At 74.9% G+C, this 18,105-nt stretch carries 17 protein-coding genes; 7 read left to right on the top strand and 10 right to left on the bottom strand.

Features of this window, described 5'->3' with window-relative positions; genetic code table 11:
- Window positions 1-51 precede the first annotated feature (51 nt).
- The 3 genes from LWC35_RS10960 (at window position 52) to LWC35_RS10950 (ending at window position 3,077) form a co-directional block, all read left to right on the top strand.
- Window positions 52-1,002 (top strand): cation diffusion facilitator family transporter, encoded by a 951-nt coding sequence (locus LWC35_RS10960; protein ID WP_232869948.1) that lies wholly within the window; start codon window positions 52-54, stop codon window positions 1,000-1,002.
- Window positions 1,003-1,070: 68 nt separating this feature from the next.
- Window positions 1,071-1,874, top strand: a complete 804-nt coding sequence (locus tag LWC35_RS10955) for an enoyl-CoA hydratase/isomerase family protein (RefSeq protein ID WP_232869947.1) — start codon at window positions 1,071-1,073, stop codon at window positions 1,872-1,874.
- Between the two features lie 315 nt (window positions 1,875-2,189).
- Entirely contained in the window at window positions 2,190-3,077 is an 888-nt protein-coding gene (locus LWC35_RS10950) for an EamA family transporter (protein ID WP_232869946.1), read from the top strand.
- Between the two features lie 206 nt (window positions 3,078-3,283).
- Here the strand turns inward: LWC35_RS10950 and LWC35_RS10945 are convergent, their stop codons facing one another.
- Window positions 3,284-3,877 carry a hypothetical protein gene (locus LWC35_RS10945; protein ID WP_232869945.1) on the bottom strand — a complete coding sequence of 198 codons (594 nt, stop codon included), beginning with the start codon at window positions 3,875-3,877 and terminating at the stop codon, window positions 3,284-3,286.
- 216 nt (window positions 3,878-4,093) lie between these two features.
- Here LWC35_RS10945 and LWC35_RS10940 point away from each other — a divergent pair, with 216 nt between their 5' ends.
- Window positions 4,094-5,023 carry an ABC transporter substrate-binding protein gene (locus tag LWC35_RS10940; RefSeq protein ID WP_232869944.1) on the top strand — a complete coding sequence of 310 codons (930 nt, stop codon included), beginning with the start codon at window positions 4,094-4,096 and terminating at the stop codon, window positions 5,021-5,023.
- Window positions 5,024-5,025: 2 nt separating this feature from the next.
- Here LWC35_RS10940 and LWC35_RS10935 read toward each other — a convergent pair whose 3' ends face one another.
- Both LWC35_RS10935 and LWC35_RS10930 read right to left on the bottom strand, forming a co-directional pair.
- The gene (locus LWC35_RS10935) at window positions 5,026-6,135 is read right to left on the bottom strand and encodes an alpha/beta hydrolase (protein WP_232869943.1); all 1,110 of its coding nucleotides are present in this window, start codon (window positions 6,133-6,135) and stop codon (window positions 5,026-5,028) included.
- 50 nt (window positions 6,136-6,185) lie between these two features.
- Window positions 6,186-7,193, bottom strand: coding sequence for a CobW family GTP-binding protein (locus LWC35_RS10930; protein ID WP_232869942.1), 1,008 nt, complete (start codon window positions 7,191-7,193; stop codon window positions 6,186-6,188).
- Between the two features lie 61 nt (window positions 7,194-7,254).
- Here LWC35_RS10930 and LWC35_RS10925 point away from each other — a divergent pair, with 61 nt between their 5' ends.
- Window positions 7,255-7,698 carry an SRPBCC family protein gene (locus LWC35_RS10925; protein ID WP_232869941.1) on the top strand — a complete coding sequence of 148 codons (444 nt, stop codon included), beginning with the start codon at window positions 7,255-7,257 and terminating at the stop codon, window positions 7,696-7,698.
- A 31-nt stretch (window positions 7,699-7,729) separates the two neighbouring features.
- Window positions 7,730-8,692, top strand: a complete 963-nt coding sequence (locus LWC35_RS10920) for a carbohydrate kinase family protein (RefSeq protein ID WP_232869940.1) — start codon at window positions 7,730-7,732, stop codon at window positions 8,690-8,692.
- A 107-nt stretch (window positions 8,693-8,799) separates the two neighbouring features.
- Here the strand turns inward: LWC35_RS10920 and LWC35_RS10915 are convergent, their stop codons facing one another.
- Window positions 8,800-9,756 (bottom strand): glycoside hydrolase family 16 protein, encoded by a 957-nt coding sequence (locus LWC35_RS10915; RefSeq protein ID WP_232869939.1) that lies wholly within the window; start codon window positions 9,754-9,756, stop codon window positions 8,800-8,802.
- A gap of 198 nt (window positions 9,757-9,954) precedes the next feature.
- Here LWC35_RS10915 and LWC35_RS10910 point away from each other — a divergent pair, with 198 nt between their 5' ends.
- Complete coding sequence (locus LWC35_RS10910; protein WP_232869938.1) at window positions 9,955-10,362, top strand: cupin domain-containing protein; 408 nt, start codon at window positions 9,955-9,957, stop codon at window positions 10,360-10,362.
- A 2-nt stretch (window positions 10,363-10,364) separates the two neighbouring features.
- Here the strand turns inward: LWC35_RS10910 and LWC35_RS10905 are convergent, their stop codons facing one another.
- The 6 genes from LWC35_RS10905 to LWC35_RS10880 form a co-directional block, all read right to left on the bottom strand.
- Window positions 10,365-11,396 (bottom strand): PHP domain-containing protein, encoded by a 1,032-nt coding sequence (locus tag LWC35_RS10905; protein WP_232869937.1) that lies wholly within the window; start codon window positions 11,394-11,396, stop codon window positions 10,365-10,367.
- A 146-nt stretch (window positions 11,397-11,542) separates the two neighbouring features.
- Window positions 11,543-13,081 carry a CYTH and CHAD domain-containing protein gene (locus tag LWC35_RS10900; RefSeq protein ID WP_232869936.1) on the bottom strand — a complete coding sequence of 513 codons (1,539 nt, stop codon included), beginning with the start codon at window positions 13,079-13,081 and terminating at the stop codon, window positions 11,543-11,545.
- Between the two features lie 66 nt (window positions 13,082-13,147).
- Complete coding sequence (locus LWC35_RS10895; RefSeq protein ID WP_232869963.1) at window positions 13,148-14,590, bottom strand: AMP-binding protein; 1,443 nt, start codon at window positions 14,588-14,590, stop codon at window positions 13,148-13,150.
- Complete coding sequence (locus tag LWC35_RS10890; RefSeq protein ID WP_232869962.1) at window positions 14,591-15,988, bottom strand: FAD-binding oxidoreductase; 1,398 nt, start codon at window positions 15,986-15,988, stop codon at window positions 14,591-14,593. It lies immediately after the preceding gene.
- A 128-nt stretch (window positions 15,989-16,116) separates the two neighbouring features.
- The gene (locus tag LWC35_RS10885) at window positions 16,117-17,058 is read right to left on the bottom strand and encodes an NAD(P)/FAD-dependent oxidoreductase (protein ID WP_232869935.1); all 942 of its coding nucleotides are present in this window, start codon (window positions 17,056-17,058) and stop codon (window positions 16,117-16,119) included.
- A 73-nt stretch (window positions 17,059-17,131) separates the two neighbouring features.
- Window positions 17,132-18,079, bottom strand: a complete 948-nt coding sequence (locus LWC35_RS10880; protein WP_232869934.1) for an o-succinylbenzoate synthase — start codon at window positions 18,077-18,079, stop codon at window positions 17,132-17,134.
- Window positions 18,080-18,105 lie beyond the last annotated feature (26 nt).

The following is an 18,105-nucleotide window of genomic DNA, read 5'->3' as shown; positions in this document are numbered from 1 at the left end:
GGCGATGCGCTGTCGTTGCTGCACCGGGGGACGCGGTCCTACGGTTCGCGCATGGGAGCGCACGGGCACGGGCACGGCGTGGGCGCCGCCACCGACCGCCGCTGGCTGGGCCTGGCGCTGGGCCTGATCGTGGCGTTCATGGTCGGCGAGTTCGTCGTCGGCCTGCTGGCGGGGTCGCTGGCACTGATCTCCGACTCCGCCCACATGCTCACCGACGCCGCCTCGCTCGTGCTCGCGCTCGTGGCGATCCGGCTCGCCGCCCGCCCCGCGCGCGGCGGCTACACCTACGGCCTGCGGCGCGCGGAGATCCTCTCGGCGCAGGCCAACGGCATCACGCTGCTGCTGCTGGCCGTGTGGTTCGTCTACGAGGGCATCGAGCGGCTGCTCTCGCCGCCGCAGGTCGCGGGGCTGCTCGTCCTGGTCACGGCCCTGGTGGGGATCGTCGTCAACCTGGCCGCGACCTGGTGCATCAGCCGGGCGGACCGGTCGAGCCTCAACGTCGAGGGTGCGTTCCAGCACATCCTCAACGACCTCTTCGCGTTCGTCGCGACGGCGGTCGCCGGGCTGGTCGTCCTGCTCACCGGGTTCGACCGGGCCGACGCGATCGCGGCCCTCGTCGTGGCCGCACTGATGATCAAGGCGGGTTGGGGCCTGGTGCGGGAGTCCGGGCGGATCTTCCTCGAGGCTGCGCCCCGGGACGTCGACCCCGACGCGCTCGGCGCCCGGCTGGCCGGGATCGCGGGCGTCGCCGAGGTGCACGACCTGCACGTCTGGGAGATCACCTCCGGGCAGGCCGCGCTCTCGGCGCACGTCCTCGTCCGGCCCGAGGCCGACTGCCACGACGTGCAGCGGGCGATCGAGGTGGTGCTGCGCGAGGAGCACGGGCTGTCGCACACGACGTTGCAGGTGGACCACTGCGAGGACGAGTCGCTCGACGACCACTGCGCCGACCCGCACGGCCCGGTGCACCTCGGCGAGCAGGTGGGGGACGCCACGCCCTGACGCCGGCACTTCCTCCCCACCGGGTCGGTCGTTTAACGTTCGTTCGTTCAGGCCGCGAGGAGGACCGAATGCCGGTGGAGATCGACCGCCCGCGGGAGGGCGTCGTCCAGCTCACGCTCAACCGCCCCGACCAGCTCAACGCGCTCGACGCCGACACCGTCGCGAAGCTCACCGCCGCGCTCGCCGACATCGGCGCGGACCGCACCTGCCGGGTGGTGATCCTGACCGGCGCCGGGCGTGGCTTCTGCGCGGGGCTGGACCTCAACCACTACGACGACGAGCCCCACCCGCCGGCGCGGCAGCGGCACCCCATCGACGGGCTGACCCGGCAGCGCGAGATCGCGCACCTCGCGATCGCCCTGCACCAGCTCCCCCAGCCGGTGATCGCCGCGATCAACGGGCCGGCCGCGGGCGGCGGGCTCGCCCTCGCGCTGGCCGGTGACATCCGGATGGCCTCGACCTCCGCGCTCTTCGCCGTCGGGTTCATCCGGGCCGGCTTCTCCGCGTGCGACATCGGCCTGTCCTGGCTGCTGCCCCGCATCGTCGGCACCGGGCGGGCCCACGAGCTGATGCTCACCGGGCGTCGCTGCTCCGCCGAGGAGGCCTACCGGATCGGCCTCGTCACGCAGCTGGTCGAGCCCGACGAGCTGCTCGAGGCCGCCTACGCCGAGGCCGCCGAGATCATGCTCAACCCGCCGTTCTCGGTCGAGATGACCAAGCAGGGGATGTGGGCGTCGGTGGAGAACCCGACCTTCGTCAACGCGGTGGAGTTCGAGAACCGCCAGCAGATCCTCACCGCCCTCACCGACGACCGGGACGAGGCCACCCGTGCCTTCCTGGAGAAGCGACCGCCGGTGTACCAGCGGTACTGAGGGGCTTCGGGCGTCCGACCCGCCGGGAGGGTGACGGCCGGGTGGGGCACCCTTCCGCGAGCCGGCAGTTCCGGGCTCCCTGCGACGGACAGGCAAGCCGAGTACGGTCCGGGCCAGCACGTGGTTGCGCCTAGGGTTCCGCCTGCTGCCCGCCTCCCGACCCACAACCAGGGTGGCCAGGGTCTGGACCGAGCGGCGCCACGGCCACCCGACCGGAGGTCGGGACCGGTCGACACCTGACGGGACAAAAGCCCCGAGGGCTCCGTGTTCGACGTGCCCGTCTCCGGACGGGACCGACGCCGAGGAGCCTGATCGGTGGCACCTGTCCTCGTTGCTCTCCCCTCCCTCGCCCTCACCGCCGACCGTGGGCTGTCCGGCGGGGTCGTCGCGGTCACGCTCCTGGCCGCGGTCCTGCACGCGGTGTGGAACGCCGTGGCCCACGGCGTCCCCGACCGTCTCGTCGGGTTCGCGCTGATCGGAACGGCATATGTCGCGGTGGGCGGGGTCGCGGTCCTGGTGCTGGGGCTGCCGCCCGCCACGGCGTGGCCGTTCGTCCTGGCCTCGGCCGGCCTCCACGTCGTCTACACCCTGCTGCTGTGGGCGAGCTACCAGCTCGGCGAGTTCAGCCAGGTCTATCCGGTCGCGCGGGGAACGGCGCCGTGGGTGGTCGCGGTGATCGAGGTGGCGCTGGGGCACGACCTGCCGGCCGAGCAGCTGGCCGGGATCGCGGTGATCTCCGTGGGCCTGGTCAGCCTGGCGCTCGACGGGGGACGGATCTCGCGCTCGAGGCTGCCCGCGCTGGGCGCCGCCACGGCCACGGGTCTCTGCATCGCCGGCTACACGGTCGTCGACGCCACGGCGGTCGGCACGACGGCGGTGCCGGTCTACGCGGCCTGGATGTTCCTGCTCCAGGGTCCGGTGATGCCCGTGATCGCTCTGGTCCGCAGGGGGCGGGGACTGTTCCTCCAGCCCCGGCCGGTGGTGCTCGCGGGCCTCGGCGGTGGGCTGGTGTCGCTCGCGGCCTACGGCCTGGTGCTCGTCGCCCAGACCAGCGGGGCGACCGCGGCCGTCGCGGCGCTGCGGGAGACGAGCATCGTCGTCGGGGCCGTGATCGGGACGGTCTTCCTCGGTGAGCGCTTCGGGACCGGCCGTGCGGTCGCCGCCGCGGTCGTCGCCGCCGGCATCGTCCTGGTCAACGTGTGAGTCGGCCGCTCATCCACCGGAGCCGGCGCGGGGCAGGCCGGGCACGCGGAGGCTGTCCGCATGACCGTCCTGCAGCACGCGTCCCTGTGCGCCGCGCTCGACGAGACCTGCCACGCGCCGACCGCCACCCGCGCGCGCTGTGCCTACGGCTCGACGTCGTCGTCGACGGGCGCCGCCAGGAGCGCCCCGTCACCCCGTGGTCGTGATCAGGCCGGCGCGCGCAGGTCCGGGCCGGTCGACGGGTTGGCCATGCGGCCGATCTCCTCGGCCGCCCAGCCGGAGCCCAGGACGCCCGCCCAGAGCAGCTCGGGCAGCTGACGCCCGCGGTCGACCCGCCCCGCGACCCAGGACCGCGTGGCCGCCAGGCGCTCGGCCTGCACGCAGAGCTCCCAGGCGCGGGACCCGCGATCGGTGACGTCCGTGGAGTACGGCGCACCGCAGGTCCGGTTGCGGTAGCGGCGCTCGGGCCCGTCGATCGCGTGCACGAGCGTGAGCACGAGCCCCGCCAGGCCGGTGGCGACCACGACACCCGCGGCGAACCACAGCAGGGTGAGCATCCAGCCGTCGCCCAGCAGGAGCCCGGACAGGGCCCCGACGGTGAGGACGGCGAGCGCCGTGGAGCCCGCGGGGAGCCGCGTCCACACGAGGGTGCCGGTGTCGTCGATCTGATAGTGGGTGCCGGCGACCAGCGTGGGATCGAACACGCGATAGCCCGATCGGGTGCGGATGAGGGTGGGCAGGCGATCGGCCGGGGCCTGCTTGACGAAGTCGACGGACGCGTCGCCGGGGAACGTGCTCATTGCCTCTTGCTCTTGCTGGTCGCACCGGGGAGAAACGGGCGGCGTCCGCGCCGGGGTAGAGCGCCGCCACGCCATTCATCGAAACTGTCCCGAGGCCTGTTACGACGCCGAAACGTGACGGAGCACTCACCGAAACGGGAGAGTGCTCGATCACAGCGAAGAAGGTCCGATCTGCCCGTTAAGGTCAGACAACCCTTCACGACCTCGGGAGCTGTGGTGCGTCGCCTCTTGTCCGTCCTGGCCGGGATCGCCCTGGCCTGCTCGCTCGCCGCGTGCGGATCCTCCGACGACGACCCCACGGCGGGGTCCTCGGACTCGCCCGCGACCCGGACCGTCACCCACGCCATGGGCACCACCGAGGTCCCCGCGCAACCGCAGCGCGTCGTGGTGCTGGACACCGGCGAGCTGGACAGCGTGCTCGCCCTCGGCGTCACTCCGGTCGGGGCGACCTCACCCGTGGCGAACGGGCCGCTGCCGAGCTACCTCGCCGACCGCACCGCCGGCGTCACGAACATCGGCACCCAGTCGGAGCTCGGCCTCGAGAGGATCGCAGGCCTGGAGCCGGACCTCATCCTGTCCAACAAGGTTCGCCACGAGGCCCTCTACCCGCAGCTCAGCGCGATCGCGCCGACGGTGTTCGCCGAGCGCGTCGGGGTCGCCTGGCGGGAGAACCTGCAGGTGGCGGGTCAGGCGCTGGGCCGGGAGGCCGAGGCGGAGCGGATCCTGGCCGACTACCGGGCCAAGGCGAAGGAGACCGGTGCGCGGTTCGCGCCGGACACCACGATCAGCATGGTCCGTTTCACCGGCGGCGCGGTCCGGCTCTACGGCGAGGGCTCCTTCATCGGCACGATCCTCGCCGACGCCGGCCTGGCCCGGCCGGCGAGCCAGCGCGTCCCCGGGACGTTCGCCGAGGTGTCCGGGGAGCAGATCGGGCAGGCCGACGGCGACCGGCTCTTCTACGCCTCCTACGGCGCGGCCGGCGGCGAGGACCAGGCGAGCGTGCTCGGCGGGCCGCTCTGGCCGGCCATCCCCGCGGTGGCCCAGGGCCGGGCACACGAGGTGTCCGACGACCTCTGGTACTCCGGCATCGGCCCGATCGCGGCGGACGAGGTGCTCGACGAGCTGGGCACGCACGCCACCGCCTGAGCTCAGGCCGTCCGGAGCGGGGCGGGCTCGCGGTCGACCAGCGCGAGCCCGGCCCGCAGCGCGCTGGCGGCGTCGAAGGTGGCGTCGTGGGCGGCCCGGCTGATCGCCGTGAAGCTGGCGTAGCCGTGGATGAGCCCGGGGAAGCGCCGCGCGACCACCGGGACCCCCGCCTCGCGCAACCGCTCGGCCAGCTCCTCCCCCTCGTCGCGCAGCGGGTCGAAGCCCGCGGTCGCGAGGTAGACCGGCGGCATGCCGGAGAGGTCGTCGGCGCGCAGGATGGCGCCGCGGTCGTCGTCCGGGGGCACGCCGTCCGGCAGGTACATCTGCTCCATGGCGGCGAGCACCTCGGCGCTGATCCCGAACCCGGACCCGAACGCGACGCGCGAGCCGCCGGTCCGCTCGGCGTCGGTCGCCGGGTAGAGGGCCACGACGAAGGCCGGCAGGGGCTCGCCCCGCACCGCCTGCTCGTGCGCCACCACCAGCGCCAGGTTCGCGCCCGCGCTGTCACCCCCCACGGCGACCAGGGTCTTCTCGGCGTCGAGGTCCTCGGCGTGGGCGAGGACGTGACGGTAGGCGGCCAGGGCGTCGTCGAGCGCGGCCGGGTAGGGGTACTCGGGCGCCAGCCGGTACTCCACCGACAGCACCCGGACGCCGGCCTGCGCGGCGAGCAGCCGGCAGAGCGGGTCGGCGGAGGCGATGCTGCCCAGCACGAACCCGCCGCCGTGGAAGTAGACGAGCAGGCCGGAACGGCCGGCCGGACCGTGTGGCCCCGGCGGGACGTAGAGCCGGGCCGGGATCGGGCCCTCGGCGCCCGCGACCTCCAGGTCGCGGGTCACGACGTCGTCGAACGGGCCCTCGGCGGCCAGCTCGGCGGCGTCGTCGGCCTGCCGGCGCTGCTCGGCCAGGGCCGCCGCGCCCAGCTGCCCGCGCGCCGCGGTCAGCCGCGCGAGCCAGTCCCCGGCGCGGCTGAGCAGCTGCAGGTCGAGGTCGAGGAGCTGCCCCTCCAGGCGCACCTCACCCCCCGCGAGCAGCCTCTTCACCGGCCGCGGCAGTCCGAAGAGGAACCGGAAGGCGAGTCGCAGACCGAGGACCCGCGCGGAGCGAGCGATCACACACCGAGGTTACGCCCGGGTAGCTTCCGGCCGCCGGGGCCGCGCGCGGCTCAGGCCCCGAACGTGTAGCGCAGCACGGGGAGCATCGCGTCGGCGTCGGTGCGCGACGAGTCGTCGGCCACGCAGGCGGCCAGCTCGGCCTCGACGGCCGCCGTGTCGATCCCCGTGCCGATCAGCACCAGGCTGGTGCGGCGGGGTTCGCCGGGCTCCCAGCGGGCGCGCCGGAACCGGACGTACCGGCCGACGGTGTGCAGGACGTACTTCTGCCGGTGGCCGGGCACACCGAACGCCACGAACCCCTTGATCCGGTAGACGCCGGCGGGCCGCCGGTCGAGCAGGTCCCGCAGCCGTTGCGGGTCCATCGGGGCGTCGGAGACGAACGAGACGCTGTCGTAGGCCGCGTGGAGGTGGTCGGCGTGGTCGCCGTCGGCGGCCACCCGCTCCCCGAGCAGGAGCTGCCGGCCGGGTACCACCTCGATGTCGAACAACAGCCGCGGGTCGACGACGCCGTGCTCCGCCGGGACGATCGGCGCCAGCCGGTTGGCCTCGCGGAGCAGCCGCCGGACCCGCCACACCTTCCCCGGGTCGACCCGGTCGACCTTGTTGAGCACCAGCAGGTCGGCCAGGCCGACGTGCGCGTCGAGCTGCGGGTGCCGGCGGCGCGTGGCCTCGAACTCGACGGCGTCGATCACCTCGACCAGGCCGCCGAAGACCAGGTGCGGGTTGGCCGCCTCCAGGATCAGCTGCACCAGCGTGCCGGGCTCGGCGATCCCGCTGGCCTCGATCACGATCACGTCGATCTCGTCCCGCCGGCGCGTCAGCCGGTCGAGCAGCGGCCCGACGCCGTCCTCCCCCACCGCACAGCACAGGCAGCCGTTGCCCAGCGACACCATCGCGTCGGTGCCGCCGACCAGCATCGCGTCGATCCCGACGGCACCGAAGTCGTTGACCACCACGCCGATCCGGGCGTCGAGCGAGTGCGCGAGGAGGTGGTTGAGCAGCGTGGTCTTGCCGGCGCCGAGGAAACCGGCGACGACCACGACCGGAATCCTCCGCATTCCGGAACTGTTACCAGGCGCCCCTGGGGCGCCGGTTCGCGGGTCCGGGCAGGATGGACGCATGGCACAGGTGACCGCGACGTCCGAGCGAACCGTCCCCGCCCCCGTCGAGACCGTCCGTGCGGCCGTCGCCGACTACGCGCAGACCCGCCCGGAGATCCTGACCGAGCAGTTCACCGACTACGCGGTGCTGACCGGCGGCCAGGGCGACGGCACCTCGGCCACCTGGAAGCTGCATGCCACGAAGAAGCGCGTGCGCCACGTCAAGGCCGACGTCACCCAGCCCACGCCGGACACCGTGGTGGAGAAGGACGCGAACTCCTCGCTGGTCACGACCTGGCGGGTCGCGCCGGCGGGCGAGGGCGCCAGCCTGGTCACGATCACGACGACGTGGAACGGCGCCGGCGGCATCGGCGGGTTCTTCGAGCGGACCTTCGCCCCGAAGGGCCTGACCCGGATCTACGACGGCGTGCTGGCCAACCTGGCCTCCCGCGTCGGGAGCTGATCGCGGCGGCCTCCTCTGGCACGCTGTCCGGGTGGCTGACAACGGTGTGATCGCGGTCGCGGGCGAGGCGCTGGTCGACGTCGTCCCCGCCCCCGCCGAGGGGTACTTCGAGTTCGCTCCCGGCGGCAGCCCCGCCAACGTCGCCGTCGGCCTGGCACGCCTCGGCGTCGGCGCCCGGATGCTCGCGCGGCTCGGGTCGGACTTCCTGGGTCGGCGGCTGCGGGCGCACCTGGGCGGCAACGGCGTCGACCTGTCCCACGTCGTCGACGCGCCCGAGCAGTCCTCGCTGGCCCTGGTCGAGGTCGGACCCGACGGCGTGGCGGACTACGACTTCCGCATCACCGGCACGTCGGACTGGCAGTGGACGCCGGACGAGCTGGCCGGCGCGCTCGACGGGATCGTCGCACTGCACTCGGGGTCGCTGGCGCTCACCGTCGAGCCCGGCGCCCCGGTCCTGCGCGAGCTGATGGCCAAGGCCGCGGGCTCGGCCACCGTGAGCTACGACCCGAACTGCCGGCCGCGGCTCATGGGCGATCCCGCGGAGGTGCTGCGCGGGGTGCACGAGATGCTCGCGGTCGCCGACGTCGTCAAGGTCAGCGACGAGGACCTCCGCTGGCTGCTGCCCGACGTCCCGCCGGGCGAGGTGCTCGACGACTGGGCGGGCCGCGGGCCGGCGCTGGTCGCCGTGACCCTGGGCGGCGACGGCGTCCTGGCGGCGACGGCGAAGGGGATCCGGACCTCGATGCCGGGCCGGGCCGTCGAGGTCGTCGACACCGTGGGGGCGGGGGACAGCTTCTCCGCCGCGCTGCTGGCCGCGCTGCACGCGCGGGACCTGCTCGGACCGGCCCGGCGGGGGGCCCTGCGCGGGCTGTCCGCGCTCACGCTCGACGAGGTGCTCGAGGAGTGCGTGACCGCGGCCTCGATCACCTGCTCCCGGCGGGGCGCCCAGCCGCCGACCACCGAGGAGCTGCGCGCGGCCCTGCAGGGCAGGTAACCAGCGTGGACGGCGGCGAGGGCTCCCCAGCATCGCCGCCGTCCACGAGGTCGTAGGTGGCGGGACGGCCCCAGTACCTATCGCCCCGCCACCCACGAGTCCAGGGGTCAGCCGCCCTGCTGCGGCCTGGTCGCGCCCGGCCCCGGCGATGCCGGCAGCGCGGACACGGGCTTGGGGGTGCGCTCGGGGTGCAGGTCCGGCTGGCCGGTCGCGGGCGCGCCCGGCGCCAGCGACAGCTCGGCCGGCTCGCTCTCCGGCAGTGCCCACTGCTTCGCCCAGTCCAGGTGCATCGCCGTCCTGCCGCCCGCGGGCGGGAAGAGGTCCAGCTGCACGGTCATGTTCATCGCGCCGGGCGGGAAGTGGCCGGTCTCCGTGGTGGAGTACCACTCCTTGCCGTCGAGGTAGGCGGTCATCTTCTGCGGCGTCCACTCCAGCGCGTACGCGGTCCACTCGGTGGCGTCGTGCCGGACCGAGCCGCTCTCCTGGGAGTTGTCGGCGCCGTAGTGCAGGAAGAAGTCCGTGGTCTGGCGGTCGTCGGCGCTGATCTCCATCCAGTCGATCTCGCCGCCCTTCGGCCAGTCCTCCTTCACCGGCCACAGCAGCACCACCGGGTGGTAGCCGCCCGGGCCCGGGTCGGACTTCACGCACACCTCCCAGCGGCCGTACCGCTGCCCGGGGTGCCAGCTCATCGCGCCCGTCGTGCCCTGCTCGTCGCCGCTGACCGTCACCTGGCCGTTGGCCACGGTGATCGCGTCGGGTGTCCGGGTGCCCTTCTCGTCGTGGCCGGGCTCGGGACCGTACGGGTGCCAGTCCGGCGGCAGCGCGGTGCCGTCGAAGTCCGACTGCCGGGTCGGCACGCCCCAGCCCAGCGTGTCGGCCGCGGTCCGCGGGCACTGCGACGCCGCGGCCTGGGCGGCCGTGCCCCGGGACGACGGAGGGGACGACGGCGCGCCCGGGACCTCCGAGCCGGTCTGCGACGCGTTCGCGGGACACGCGGTGAGGGTCAGCAGCGCGGCACCGCTCACCGCGACGGCAAGGGCCCGCACCAGACCGGACGTCCGCATCGCCAGCACCTCTCGTCACTCGAGCATCAGGACTGCGCCCATTTCACCGCAGATCGTGAGCGACGCGAGCCCTGCCACCCGGTCGGGTAGCCCTCGTTCGTGCACCTGACTCGCCGGGCGTCGCCATCCGATCACCCCAGGTCACGAAAGATGCTCACCACACGTGACAGGCTCCGCGCGACCCGCGAGACTCGACCCGTGCCGCCGCCCCACCTCGCCACCGCGCTCGACCTGGCCCCGCATCCGGAGGGCGGCTGGTACCGCCGGACCTGGACCTCACCGGTCACCGTCGAGACCGACCACGGTCCGCGACCGACCGCCACGGCGATCCTCTACCTGCTCGACGGGGAGTCACGGTGGCACCGGGTGCGCTCGAGCGAGCTGTGGCTGTGGCACTCGGGCTCGGCGGTCGACCTCCGGATCGGGCGCGAGCCCGGTGCCGGGGCCTCCTGGACGCTGCAGGTGCAGGACCCGCAGCAGCTCGTCCCGGCCGGCGCGTGGCAGTCCGCGCGGCTGCTGGGCCGGGAGCCCGCGCTCCTCTCCTGCGTGGTCTCTCCCGGCTTCGACTTCGCCGACTTCGAGCTGGCCGACCCCGAGCCGGACTGAGGTCAGGTGCGCGCCGCGAGCAGGTCCTCCAGGCCCCAGGTGTTGCGGATCCTCTCGGTCGGCACGCCGCACTGCACGGCCCGCGTGCAGCCGTAGTCGAGCCAGTCGAGCTGACCGGGGGCGTGCGCGTCCGTGTCGATGGTGAACTCGCAGCCCGCCTCGACCGCCAACCGGAGCAGGCGCTTCGGCGGGTCCAGCCGCTCCGGCCGGGAGTTGATCTCGACGGCCACCCCGTGCTCCGCGCAGGCGTCGAACACCGCGTCGGCGTCGAACTCGGACTCCGGGCGCTTGCGCTTCCCGGTGACCATCCGCCCGGTGCAGTGCCCCAGCACGTCGACGTGCGGGTTCGCGACGGCGGTGAGCATCCGCTCCGTCATCTCGTCCCGCGGCATCCGCAGCTTGGAGTGCACGCTGGCGACCACGACGTCGAGCTGCGCCAGCAGCTCCTCCTCCTGGTCGAGCGCGCCGTCCTCGAGGATGTCGACCTCGATGCCGGTGAGCACCCGGAACCCGGAGGGTGCGGAGTCGAGCTGGGCGTTGAGCTCCGCGATCTGCTCCAGCTGGCGGCGCAGCCGCTCCGGGGACAACCCGTTCGCCACCGTCAGCCGGGGCGAATGGTCGGTGACGACGAGGTAGTCGTGCCCGAGCGTGATCGCGGTCTCGACCATCTCCCAGAGCGGGGAGCCGCCGTCGGACTGGTCCGTGTGGCTGTGGCAGTCGCCGCGCAACGCCTCCCGCAGCTCGACCGCGGCCGTGTCCAGCTCGACGCCCTCGGTCGCCTCCAGGCGCCGCAGGTAGACCGGCACCTCGCCGCGCAGGGACTCGGCGACGCAGCGGGCGGTGACGTCGCCGACCCCCTTGAGCGTGCGCAGCTCCCCCGACCGCTCGAGCGCGGCGAGCTGCTCGTGGTCCTTGCCGCGCAGCGCTGCGGCGGCGGTGCGAAAGGCGCGGACCCGGTAGGTCGACTCGTGCGCGCGCTCCAGCAGGAACGCGATCCGCCGGAGGTCGCCCACCGGGTCCCGTGCGTCGTCCATGGCACCGAGTCTGTCAGCCCGCGCGGTGTCGACGCCCGCTCCGCAAGCTCCGCGCGGTGTCGACGCCCGCTCCGCAAGCTCCGCGCGGTGTCGACGCCCGCTCCGCAAGCTCCGCGCGGTGTCGACGCCCGCTCCGCAAGCTCCGCTCAGTGCCGGCGCAGCTCCGGCAGCTGCTCCTCGATCCGCTCGGCGGCGGCCTGCGCGCGGCCGTAGAGGATGCCGAAGGTGAAGCCGTTCTCGCCCTCCGCGGACGCCTGGGCGCCCAGCTCGCGCAGCAGCTGCCGCCCGACGACGACGTCCTGGTGCTCGCCCAGCGCCTTGGTGATCGTCTTCAGCTTCCTGGCCTGCTTGGGGGTGCCGGCCAGCTCGGTGGCGTAGCGCAGGCGCTTGCCGGCCTTGCGGGCGTCGTGGATGGCGGTGTCCGAGGCCCCGCCCGAGGCCAGCGCGTCGAGGGCGGCGGCGACCCGCTTGTCGAACCGCTTGTCCGCCTTCTTCAGTGCCGCCGAGAGCGCCTTCCTCCCCGCCTTCTTCGACCCGGCGCCCCTCGCCAGCGGCGGGTCCTGCAGGAAGTGCTCGATCGCCCCGCGCAGCGCGGCGTACCGCTCGCCGTCGAGGGCGGCGATAGCCGCTGCCCGTGCCTCGGCCCGCGAGCGGGCGAAGTGGCGCGTGATCTGCGCCTGGACCGGCCCGAGCACCAGCTCCGGCGGCAGCGCGCGCACGGCGGCGGTGATCTGCTCCTCCTGGACCTCGCTGTCCCGGGCGGGGGCGAGGGCGCGGCCCAGCCAGCGCAGCTCCTCGATCAACGCCTCGGGCCGGGGGCCCTCGAAGACCGGGGCGAAGGCCTGCAGCGCGCTGCGCATCCGGCGGGCGGCGACCCGCAGCTGGTGGACGGCGTCCTCCTCGTCGCGGCGGGCCCGCAGGTCCTCGGCGGCGAGCCGGTCCGCGTGCTCGGCGAGGTAGCCGAGGACCGCGGTTCCGGAGGCGCCCTTCCGACCCTGCCAGCGGGCCGGCGGCGGCGGTGCGGCCTCGCGCAGCAGGCGGTCGAGCTCGGCCTCGGCGGTCGCGTCCGCCGGGACGGCACCGGTCGCGGCCAGCCGCTCGGCGAGCACGTCGAGCAACCCGGCCGGGCCACCCGAGATCGTCACGGCGTCCTCGGTCCAGTTCTCCAGCGTGGTGGCCTCCCCGAAGGTGGCGAGCTGGACCTCGTCGCGGCGGATCTCGGCGATCTCGCGACGCCGGCCGTCGCGCAGCGAATCAACCGTGCGGACCCGGCGGATCCGGCCGACGGGCGCGACGTCCGCGCCGCGCAGCACGCCCTGCACCAGCTCGCGCAGTTCGGCGGGCACCTCGGGGTCGACGCCCTCGACGTCCGGCGGGGTCACCGGGATGCGCAGCTGCTCGCCCTCGACGGCGTCGGGCAGGTCGAGGCGCCAGAACGCCTCGGGGTGCGCCGGGTCGTCCGTGCGGTGGACCGCGAGGACGATGCCGGAGGTCGCGAGCCGGAGGTCGGGCGAGTCGTACCGCTCGAACTCGAGCACGACCGGGCCACCGGAGACGGTCGAGCGCACCCCCTCGACGCCGGCCAGGTTCGGGGCGCCCGCCGCGGCCGGCCCGCGGTAGCCGGCCGTCGGCCGGTCGGTCGCGGTCGTCTTCCTCATGCTGTTCGTCGGGGTGGGGGTAGCCATGGCACGAGGATGCCCGATACGGGTGATCCACAACCATGGTCGCGCGGACCGCTCGTCACGTCCCGTTCACAGCAGCTTCTTCTGCACCTTCCCCATCGCGTTGCGCGGCAGGGACTCCACGAAGCGGACCTCGCGCGGGCGCTTGTGCGGGGAGAGCAGGGCGGCGACGTGGTCGACGAGCTCCCGCGCCTCGGGTGCCTCGCCCGCCGGCACGACGTGCGCCACGATCTTCTCCCCCAGGTCGGGGTCGGGCACCCCCACCACGGCGACCTCGGCGACCGCCGGGTGCTCCAGCAGTGCGTTCTCGATCTCCCCCGCGCCGATCTTGTAGCCACCGGACTTGATCAGGTCCGTGGCCTGCCGGCCGACCAGGGCCAGCAGGCCCGAGTCCGTCCAGCGGCCGATGTCGCCGGTGCGGAACCAGCCGTCGTCGGTGCGGGAGGCGGCCGACGCCTCGGGGAGGTCGAGGTAGCCGGAGAAGAGCTGCGGACCGCGGACCTCGACGGCGCCGAGACCGCTGTCGGCGCCGTCGGGCTGCTCGCCCTCGACCGCGGGCAGCGGTGCAAGGCGCACCTCGGTGTTCGCCAGGGGCCGGCCCACCGTGCCGACCTCGGGCTCCTCGTCGGCGCGGGCGGCGGTGAGGATCAGCGTCTCGGTGAGCCCGTAGCGTTCGCGGACCGCGATCCCGGTGGCCTTCTCGATCCGGGCGTGGTCGACGGCGGTGAGCGCGGCCGAGCCGGAGATCAGCAGCCGGGTCCCGCCGACCGTGCGCCCCGCCTCGGGGTCGGCCTCGAAGTCGGCGGCCAGCCGGTGGTAGTGCGTGGGGACGCCGAACACCATGGTCGCGCCGTCGGCGACCGCGGCGGCCAGCGTCTGCCCGTCGATCGCGCCGAGGTGGTGCAGCGAGCCGCCGCGGCGCAGCGGCCCCAGGGTGCCGAGGACGAGCCCGTGCACGTGGAAGATCGGCAGCGCGTGGGCGAGCCGGTCGGCGCCGGTCCAGGCCCAGGCGTCGGCGAGGGCGTCGAGGTCGGCCGCGACCGCGCCGCGGGAGAGCACGGCGCCCTTCGGCGGTCCGGTGGTCCCGGAGGTGTAGACGACGAGCGCCGGGGCGTCCGCGGGCGGCTCGGCGGGCAACGGCTGCGGGTCGGGCCGCGCGGCGACGTCGACGTCGATCCGCGGCAGCCCGGCGATCGCCGCGGGCAGCTCGACGCCGGGCGCGGTCAGCACCAGCTCGGGCGCGGAGTTCGCGACGATGTGCGCGAGCTCCCGCTCCCCCGCCTTCGGGTTCACCGGCACCACCGGCACGCCGGCCAGCAGCCCGGCCGTGATGCCGGTGGCGGCGGCGAGCGTCGGGGTGGCCCAGACGGCGATGCGGGAGCGACCGACGACCCGGGCACCCAGGTCCGACGCCAGGGCGGCGAGCTCGCGGTAGGTGACGGTGCCGTCGGGGAACTGCAGGGCGGGCCCGTCGGTGGGGTCGGCGAGCGCGGGGAACAACCGGTTCATGATCTATAGCACCTTGCCGGGGTTGAGGATCCCGTCCGGATCCAGGGCCTTCTTGATCGCCTCCTGCATGGCGAGCGAACCCGGGTCGAGCTCGCGGCGCATGCCGGCGCGCTTGAGCAGGCCCACGCCGTGCTCGCCGGTCACGGTGCCGCCCAGGTCGATCGCGGCGTCGACGATCTCGTCGAACGCCCGCTGGGCCCGCGCCTTCGCCTCCGGGTCGCCCGGCGGCACCATGATCAGCGGGTGCAGGTTGCCGTCGCCGGCGTGCGCGACCGTGCCGATGAAGGTGTCGTGCCGGGCGGAGATCTCCTCGATCCGCTCCAGCATCGCGGCCAGCCGGTTGCGCGGCAGGCAGACGTCCTCGGTGAGCTGGGCGTCGCCGCGCTGCTCGAAGGCCGGGTAGGCGAGCCGGCGGGCGGCGAAGAGCGCGTCGGCCTCCACCGGGTCGGTCGACACGAGCGCGTCGCGGGCGCCGTTGGCCTCGAACGCGGCGAGGATCCCGTCCGCCTCCGCCGTGGCGGCGGGCTCCGGGAGGTCGGTCTGGGCCAGCAGGAGTGCGGCGGCGTCCTCGGGCAGGCCCATGTGCTTCCAGTCGTTGACGGCCTTGAGGCAGTGCCGGTCGACGAGCTCGAAGATCGAGGGCTGCAGGCCGGCGGCGGTCACCGCGGCCACGGCGGCGCCGCAGTCGGCGAGGGTGTCGAAGAACCCGACGACGGTGCGCGGCGGCGTGGTCCGCGCGGGCCGCAGCCGCACGGTCACCTCCGTGATCACGCCGAGCGTGCCCTCGGAGCCGACCAGCAGGCCGGCGAGGTCGTAGCCGGCCACGCCCTTCGCGGTGCGCCGGCCGACCCGCACGATCCCGCCCGCGGCCGTGACGATCTCCAGCGCGAGCACGTAGTCGCGGGTCACGCCGTACTTCACGCAGCACAGGCCGCCGGCGTTCGTGGCCACGTTCCCGCCGATCGTCGACCACGGCGCGCTCGCCGGGTCCGGCGGGTACCAGAGACCCTCCTTCGCGGCCGCCGCGCGCAGGTCGTCGTTGACCACTCCGGGCTGGACGACCGCGAGCCGCTCCCCCGCGTCGATCTCCACGATGTCGCGCATCCGCTCCAGGGACAGGACCAGGCCGCCGTCGACGGCGTTGGCCCCGCCGGACAGGCCGGTGCCGGCCCCGCGCGGCACGACCGGGACCCGGTGCCGCGCGGCGGCCCGGACGACCTCGGCGACCTCGGCGGTGGACCGCGGCCGGACCACGGCGAGCGGCGCGCCGTACTCCGCCCACTCCGCCTCGTCGTGCACGTAGGGGCGGGCGGTGTCGGGGTCGGTGAGCACCCGGTCCGCGGGCAGCGCCGCGGCCAGCTCCGCGAGCACCGCACGGCCGGCCTCGCCCGGGTCCGCCATCCGGGCCGTTTCCGTGCCGCGGTCCCAGCCGAAGGGGCGCTCCGGAGTGGGGTTCTGCGGGGTGGCGGTCCGGGTCTCGCTCATTCCCCAGACGCTACGTCGTGCCGGGCGGCGATCGCCAACCAGCGCTAACGCTGCAGGCGCTTCACGATCTCGCGGCCGAGCAGGGTGCCGGAGCGCCAGGCCGTCTCGATCCGGGAGCTGCCCCAGCCGTCGCCCGCGAGCCCGATGCCGTCGTCGCCGAGGTGGAAGGGCTCGGCGCGGTCGAGCTCCGGGGCCGCGAACCGCCACCGGTGCGCGTCCGTCCACACCGGCTCCTCGGACAGCCCGAGCAGCTCGCGCACGGCCGCGATCACCGTCGGGACGGCGCCGCCCGGGTCCGCGTCGTGGGAGCGGGCGACCTCGGAGGTGGTGTGCGCCACCAGGACCGGGACGCCGTCGCCGCGGCGGGCGCCGTCGTCGGCGACGAGGGTGAGCACCGGGTGGTCGTTCACGAACGCCGCGGAGAGCTCCGGCCACTCCCGCGTGGGGAAGCCGGCGGCGACGGTGAGCACCGGGCGCCACGGGCGGTCCGAGGTGAGCGCGACCGCGCCGAGACCGGGGGCGAGCACGCGCAACGCCTGCGGGTCCGGCATGGCCAGCACGACGACGTCGGCGGGCTCGCCGTCGACCCGCGGCCCTTTCTCGACCCGCTTGACCTCGTGGTCCAGCTCGACGTCGAGGTCCTCGGCGAGCGCCGCGACGAGGCTGCGCAGGCCCTGGGGCGCCGCCCACCGCATCGGGCCCGCCGACCGCGACCGGTCCCCGTGCGCGAGCACCGCCATCTCGGCGGTCCACGGCCTCGCCAGCCCCGCGCTGCGCCACCCCGCGACGACCTCGGCGAACTCCGGGTCCCGCACGGTGAAGTAGGCCGCGCCCATGTCGACCGGGCGGCCGTCGTGCGGGGAGCTGGCCATGCGGCCGCCGACGGTGTGCGCGCGGTCGAGGACCTTCACCGCCAGGCCGGCGCGCGCGACCTCCCGGGCGCACGCCACGCCCGAGAGCCCGGCCCCGACCACGACGACGCTCATGACGCGGCCAGCGTAGAGCGGCGCGACCCCGGCCGCCGCGCGCCGCCGCGGACACGTCCGGGTACGACGGTCCTCACAGGAGCGCGACCCGCCCGGCACGGGCGCGCCACCACGCGTCCCGCTCCGGAGCGGCCGCGACCTCGGCGCGACGGACGGGCTCGGGGGCGGTGCGCAGCACCGGGAGGACGCCGTCGCGCGGGATCAGCCGGTCGGCGTCGGCCACGACGTCGGCGGTGAAGAGCCGGCCCGTCCCGAGGCCGCAGGCGAACTCCAGCTCGGGCAGGGCGGCCGCCAGCGCGATCTCGGCGGCCAGCCCGACGCTCGACTCGAGCGCCGACGACACGACGCACGGCAGCCCGCACGCCTCCGCGACCTGCAACGCCCGGCGCACCCCACCGAGCGGCAGGCACTTGAGGATCGCGACGTCGGCCGCCCCGGCCACCGCCACCCGCAACGGGTCCTCGGCCCGGCGGATGGACTCGTCGGCCGCGATCCGGACCTCGACCCGCCGGCGCACCGCGGCCAGCTCCTCCACGGTGGGGCAGGGCTGCTCGACGTACTGCAGCCCGCCCGCGGCCGCGTCGAGCGCGCGGATCTCCCGGACGGCGGTGTCGACGTCCCAGCGGGCGTTCGCGTCGACCCGGACGGACCCGGCGGGCCCCAGAGCGTCCCGCACCGCGGCGACCCGCTCGAGATCCTCGCGCGCGGAGTCCGGGTGGTCGGCCACCTTCACCTTGGCGGTGGCGCAGCCGGAGGCGCGCACCATCTCCGCCGCCCGCTCCGGCCCCACGGCGGGGACGATGCAGTTCACGGGCACGGTGTCGCGCACCGGTTCGGGCCAGCCCACCTCCGCCGCCTCGCGCGCCGCCGCGAACCAGGCCGCGGCCTCGGCGTCGCCGTACTCGGGGAAGGCGCAGAACTCGCCCCAGCCCGCGGGACCCTGCAGGAGCATCCCCTCGCGCACCGTGATCCCGCGGAACCGGGTGGTCATCGGGATCGCGTAGACCGCGACGGGCTGCATACCCGGGGAGGGTACTCAGGCCGGGT

It is taken from the genome of Pseudonocardia kujensis (assembly GCF_021283305.1).
GTDB lineage: Bacteria > Actinomycetota > Actinomycetes > Mycobacteriales > Pseudonocardiaceae > Pseudonocardia > Pseudonocardia kujensis.
This window is presented reverse-complemented; position numbering and strand designations above follow the sequence as displayed.

What these genes read in the sequence shown, in the direction of transcription:
- LWC35_RS10960 (WP_232869948.1), top strand. Translation starts at nt 52, where the DNA reads ATGGGAGCGCACGGGCACGGGCACGGCGTGGGCGCCGCCACCGACCGC.
- LWC35_RS10955 (WP_232869947.1), top strand. Translation starts at nt 1,071, where the DNA reads ATGCCGGTGGAGATCGACCGCCCGCGGGAGGGCGTCGTCCAGCTCACG.
- LWC35_RS10945 (WP_232869945.1), bottom strand. Translation starts at nt 3,877, where the DNA reads ATGAGCACGTTCCCCGGCGACGCGTCCGTCGACTTCGTCAAGCAGGCC.
- LWC35_RS10930 (WP_232869942.1), bottom strand. Translation starts at nt 7,193, where the DNA reads ATGCGGAGGATTCCGGTCGTGGTCGTCGCCGGTTTCCTCGGCGCCGGC.
- LWC35_RS10925 (WP_232869941.1), top strand. Translation starts at nt 7,255, where the DNA reads ATGGCACAGGTGACCGCGACGTCCGAGCGAACCGTCCCCGCCCCCGTC.
- LWC35_RS10915 (WP_232869939.1), bottom strand. Translation starts at nt 9,756, where the DNA reads ATGCGGACGTCCGGTCTGGTGCGGGCCCTTGCCGTCGCGGTGAGCGGT.
- LWC35_RS10905 (WP_232869937.1), bottom strand. Translation starts at nt 11,396, where the DNA reads ATGGACGACGCACGGGACCCGGTGGGCGACCTCCGGCGGATCGCGTTC.
- LWC35_RS10900 (WP_232869936.1), bottom strand. Translation starts at nt 13,081, where the DNA reads ATGGCTACCCCCACCCCGACGAACAGCATGAGGAAGACGACCGCGACC.
- LWC35_RS10890 (WP_232869962.1), bottom strand. Translation starts at nt 15,988, where the DNA reads ATGGCGGACCCGGGCGAGGCCGGCCGTGCGGTGCTCGCGGAGCTGGCC.
- LWC35_RS10885 (WP_232869935.1), bottom strand. Translation starts at nt 17,058, where the DNA reads ATGAGCGTCGTCGTGGTCGGGGCCGGGCTCTCGGGCGTGGCGTGCGCC.
- LWC35_RS10880 (WP_232869934.1), bottom strand. Translation starts at nt 18,079, where the DNA reads ATGCAGCCCGTCGCGGTCTACGCGATCCCGATGACCACCCGGTTCCGC.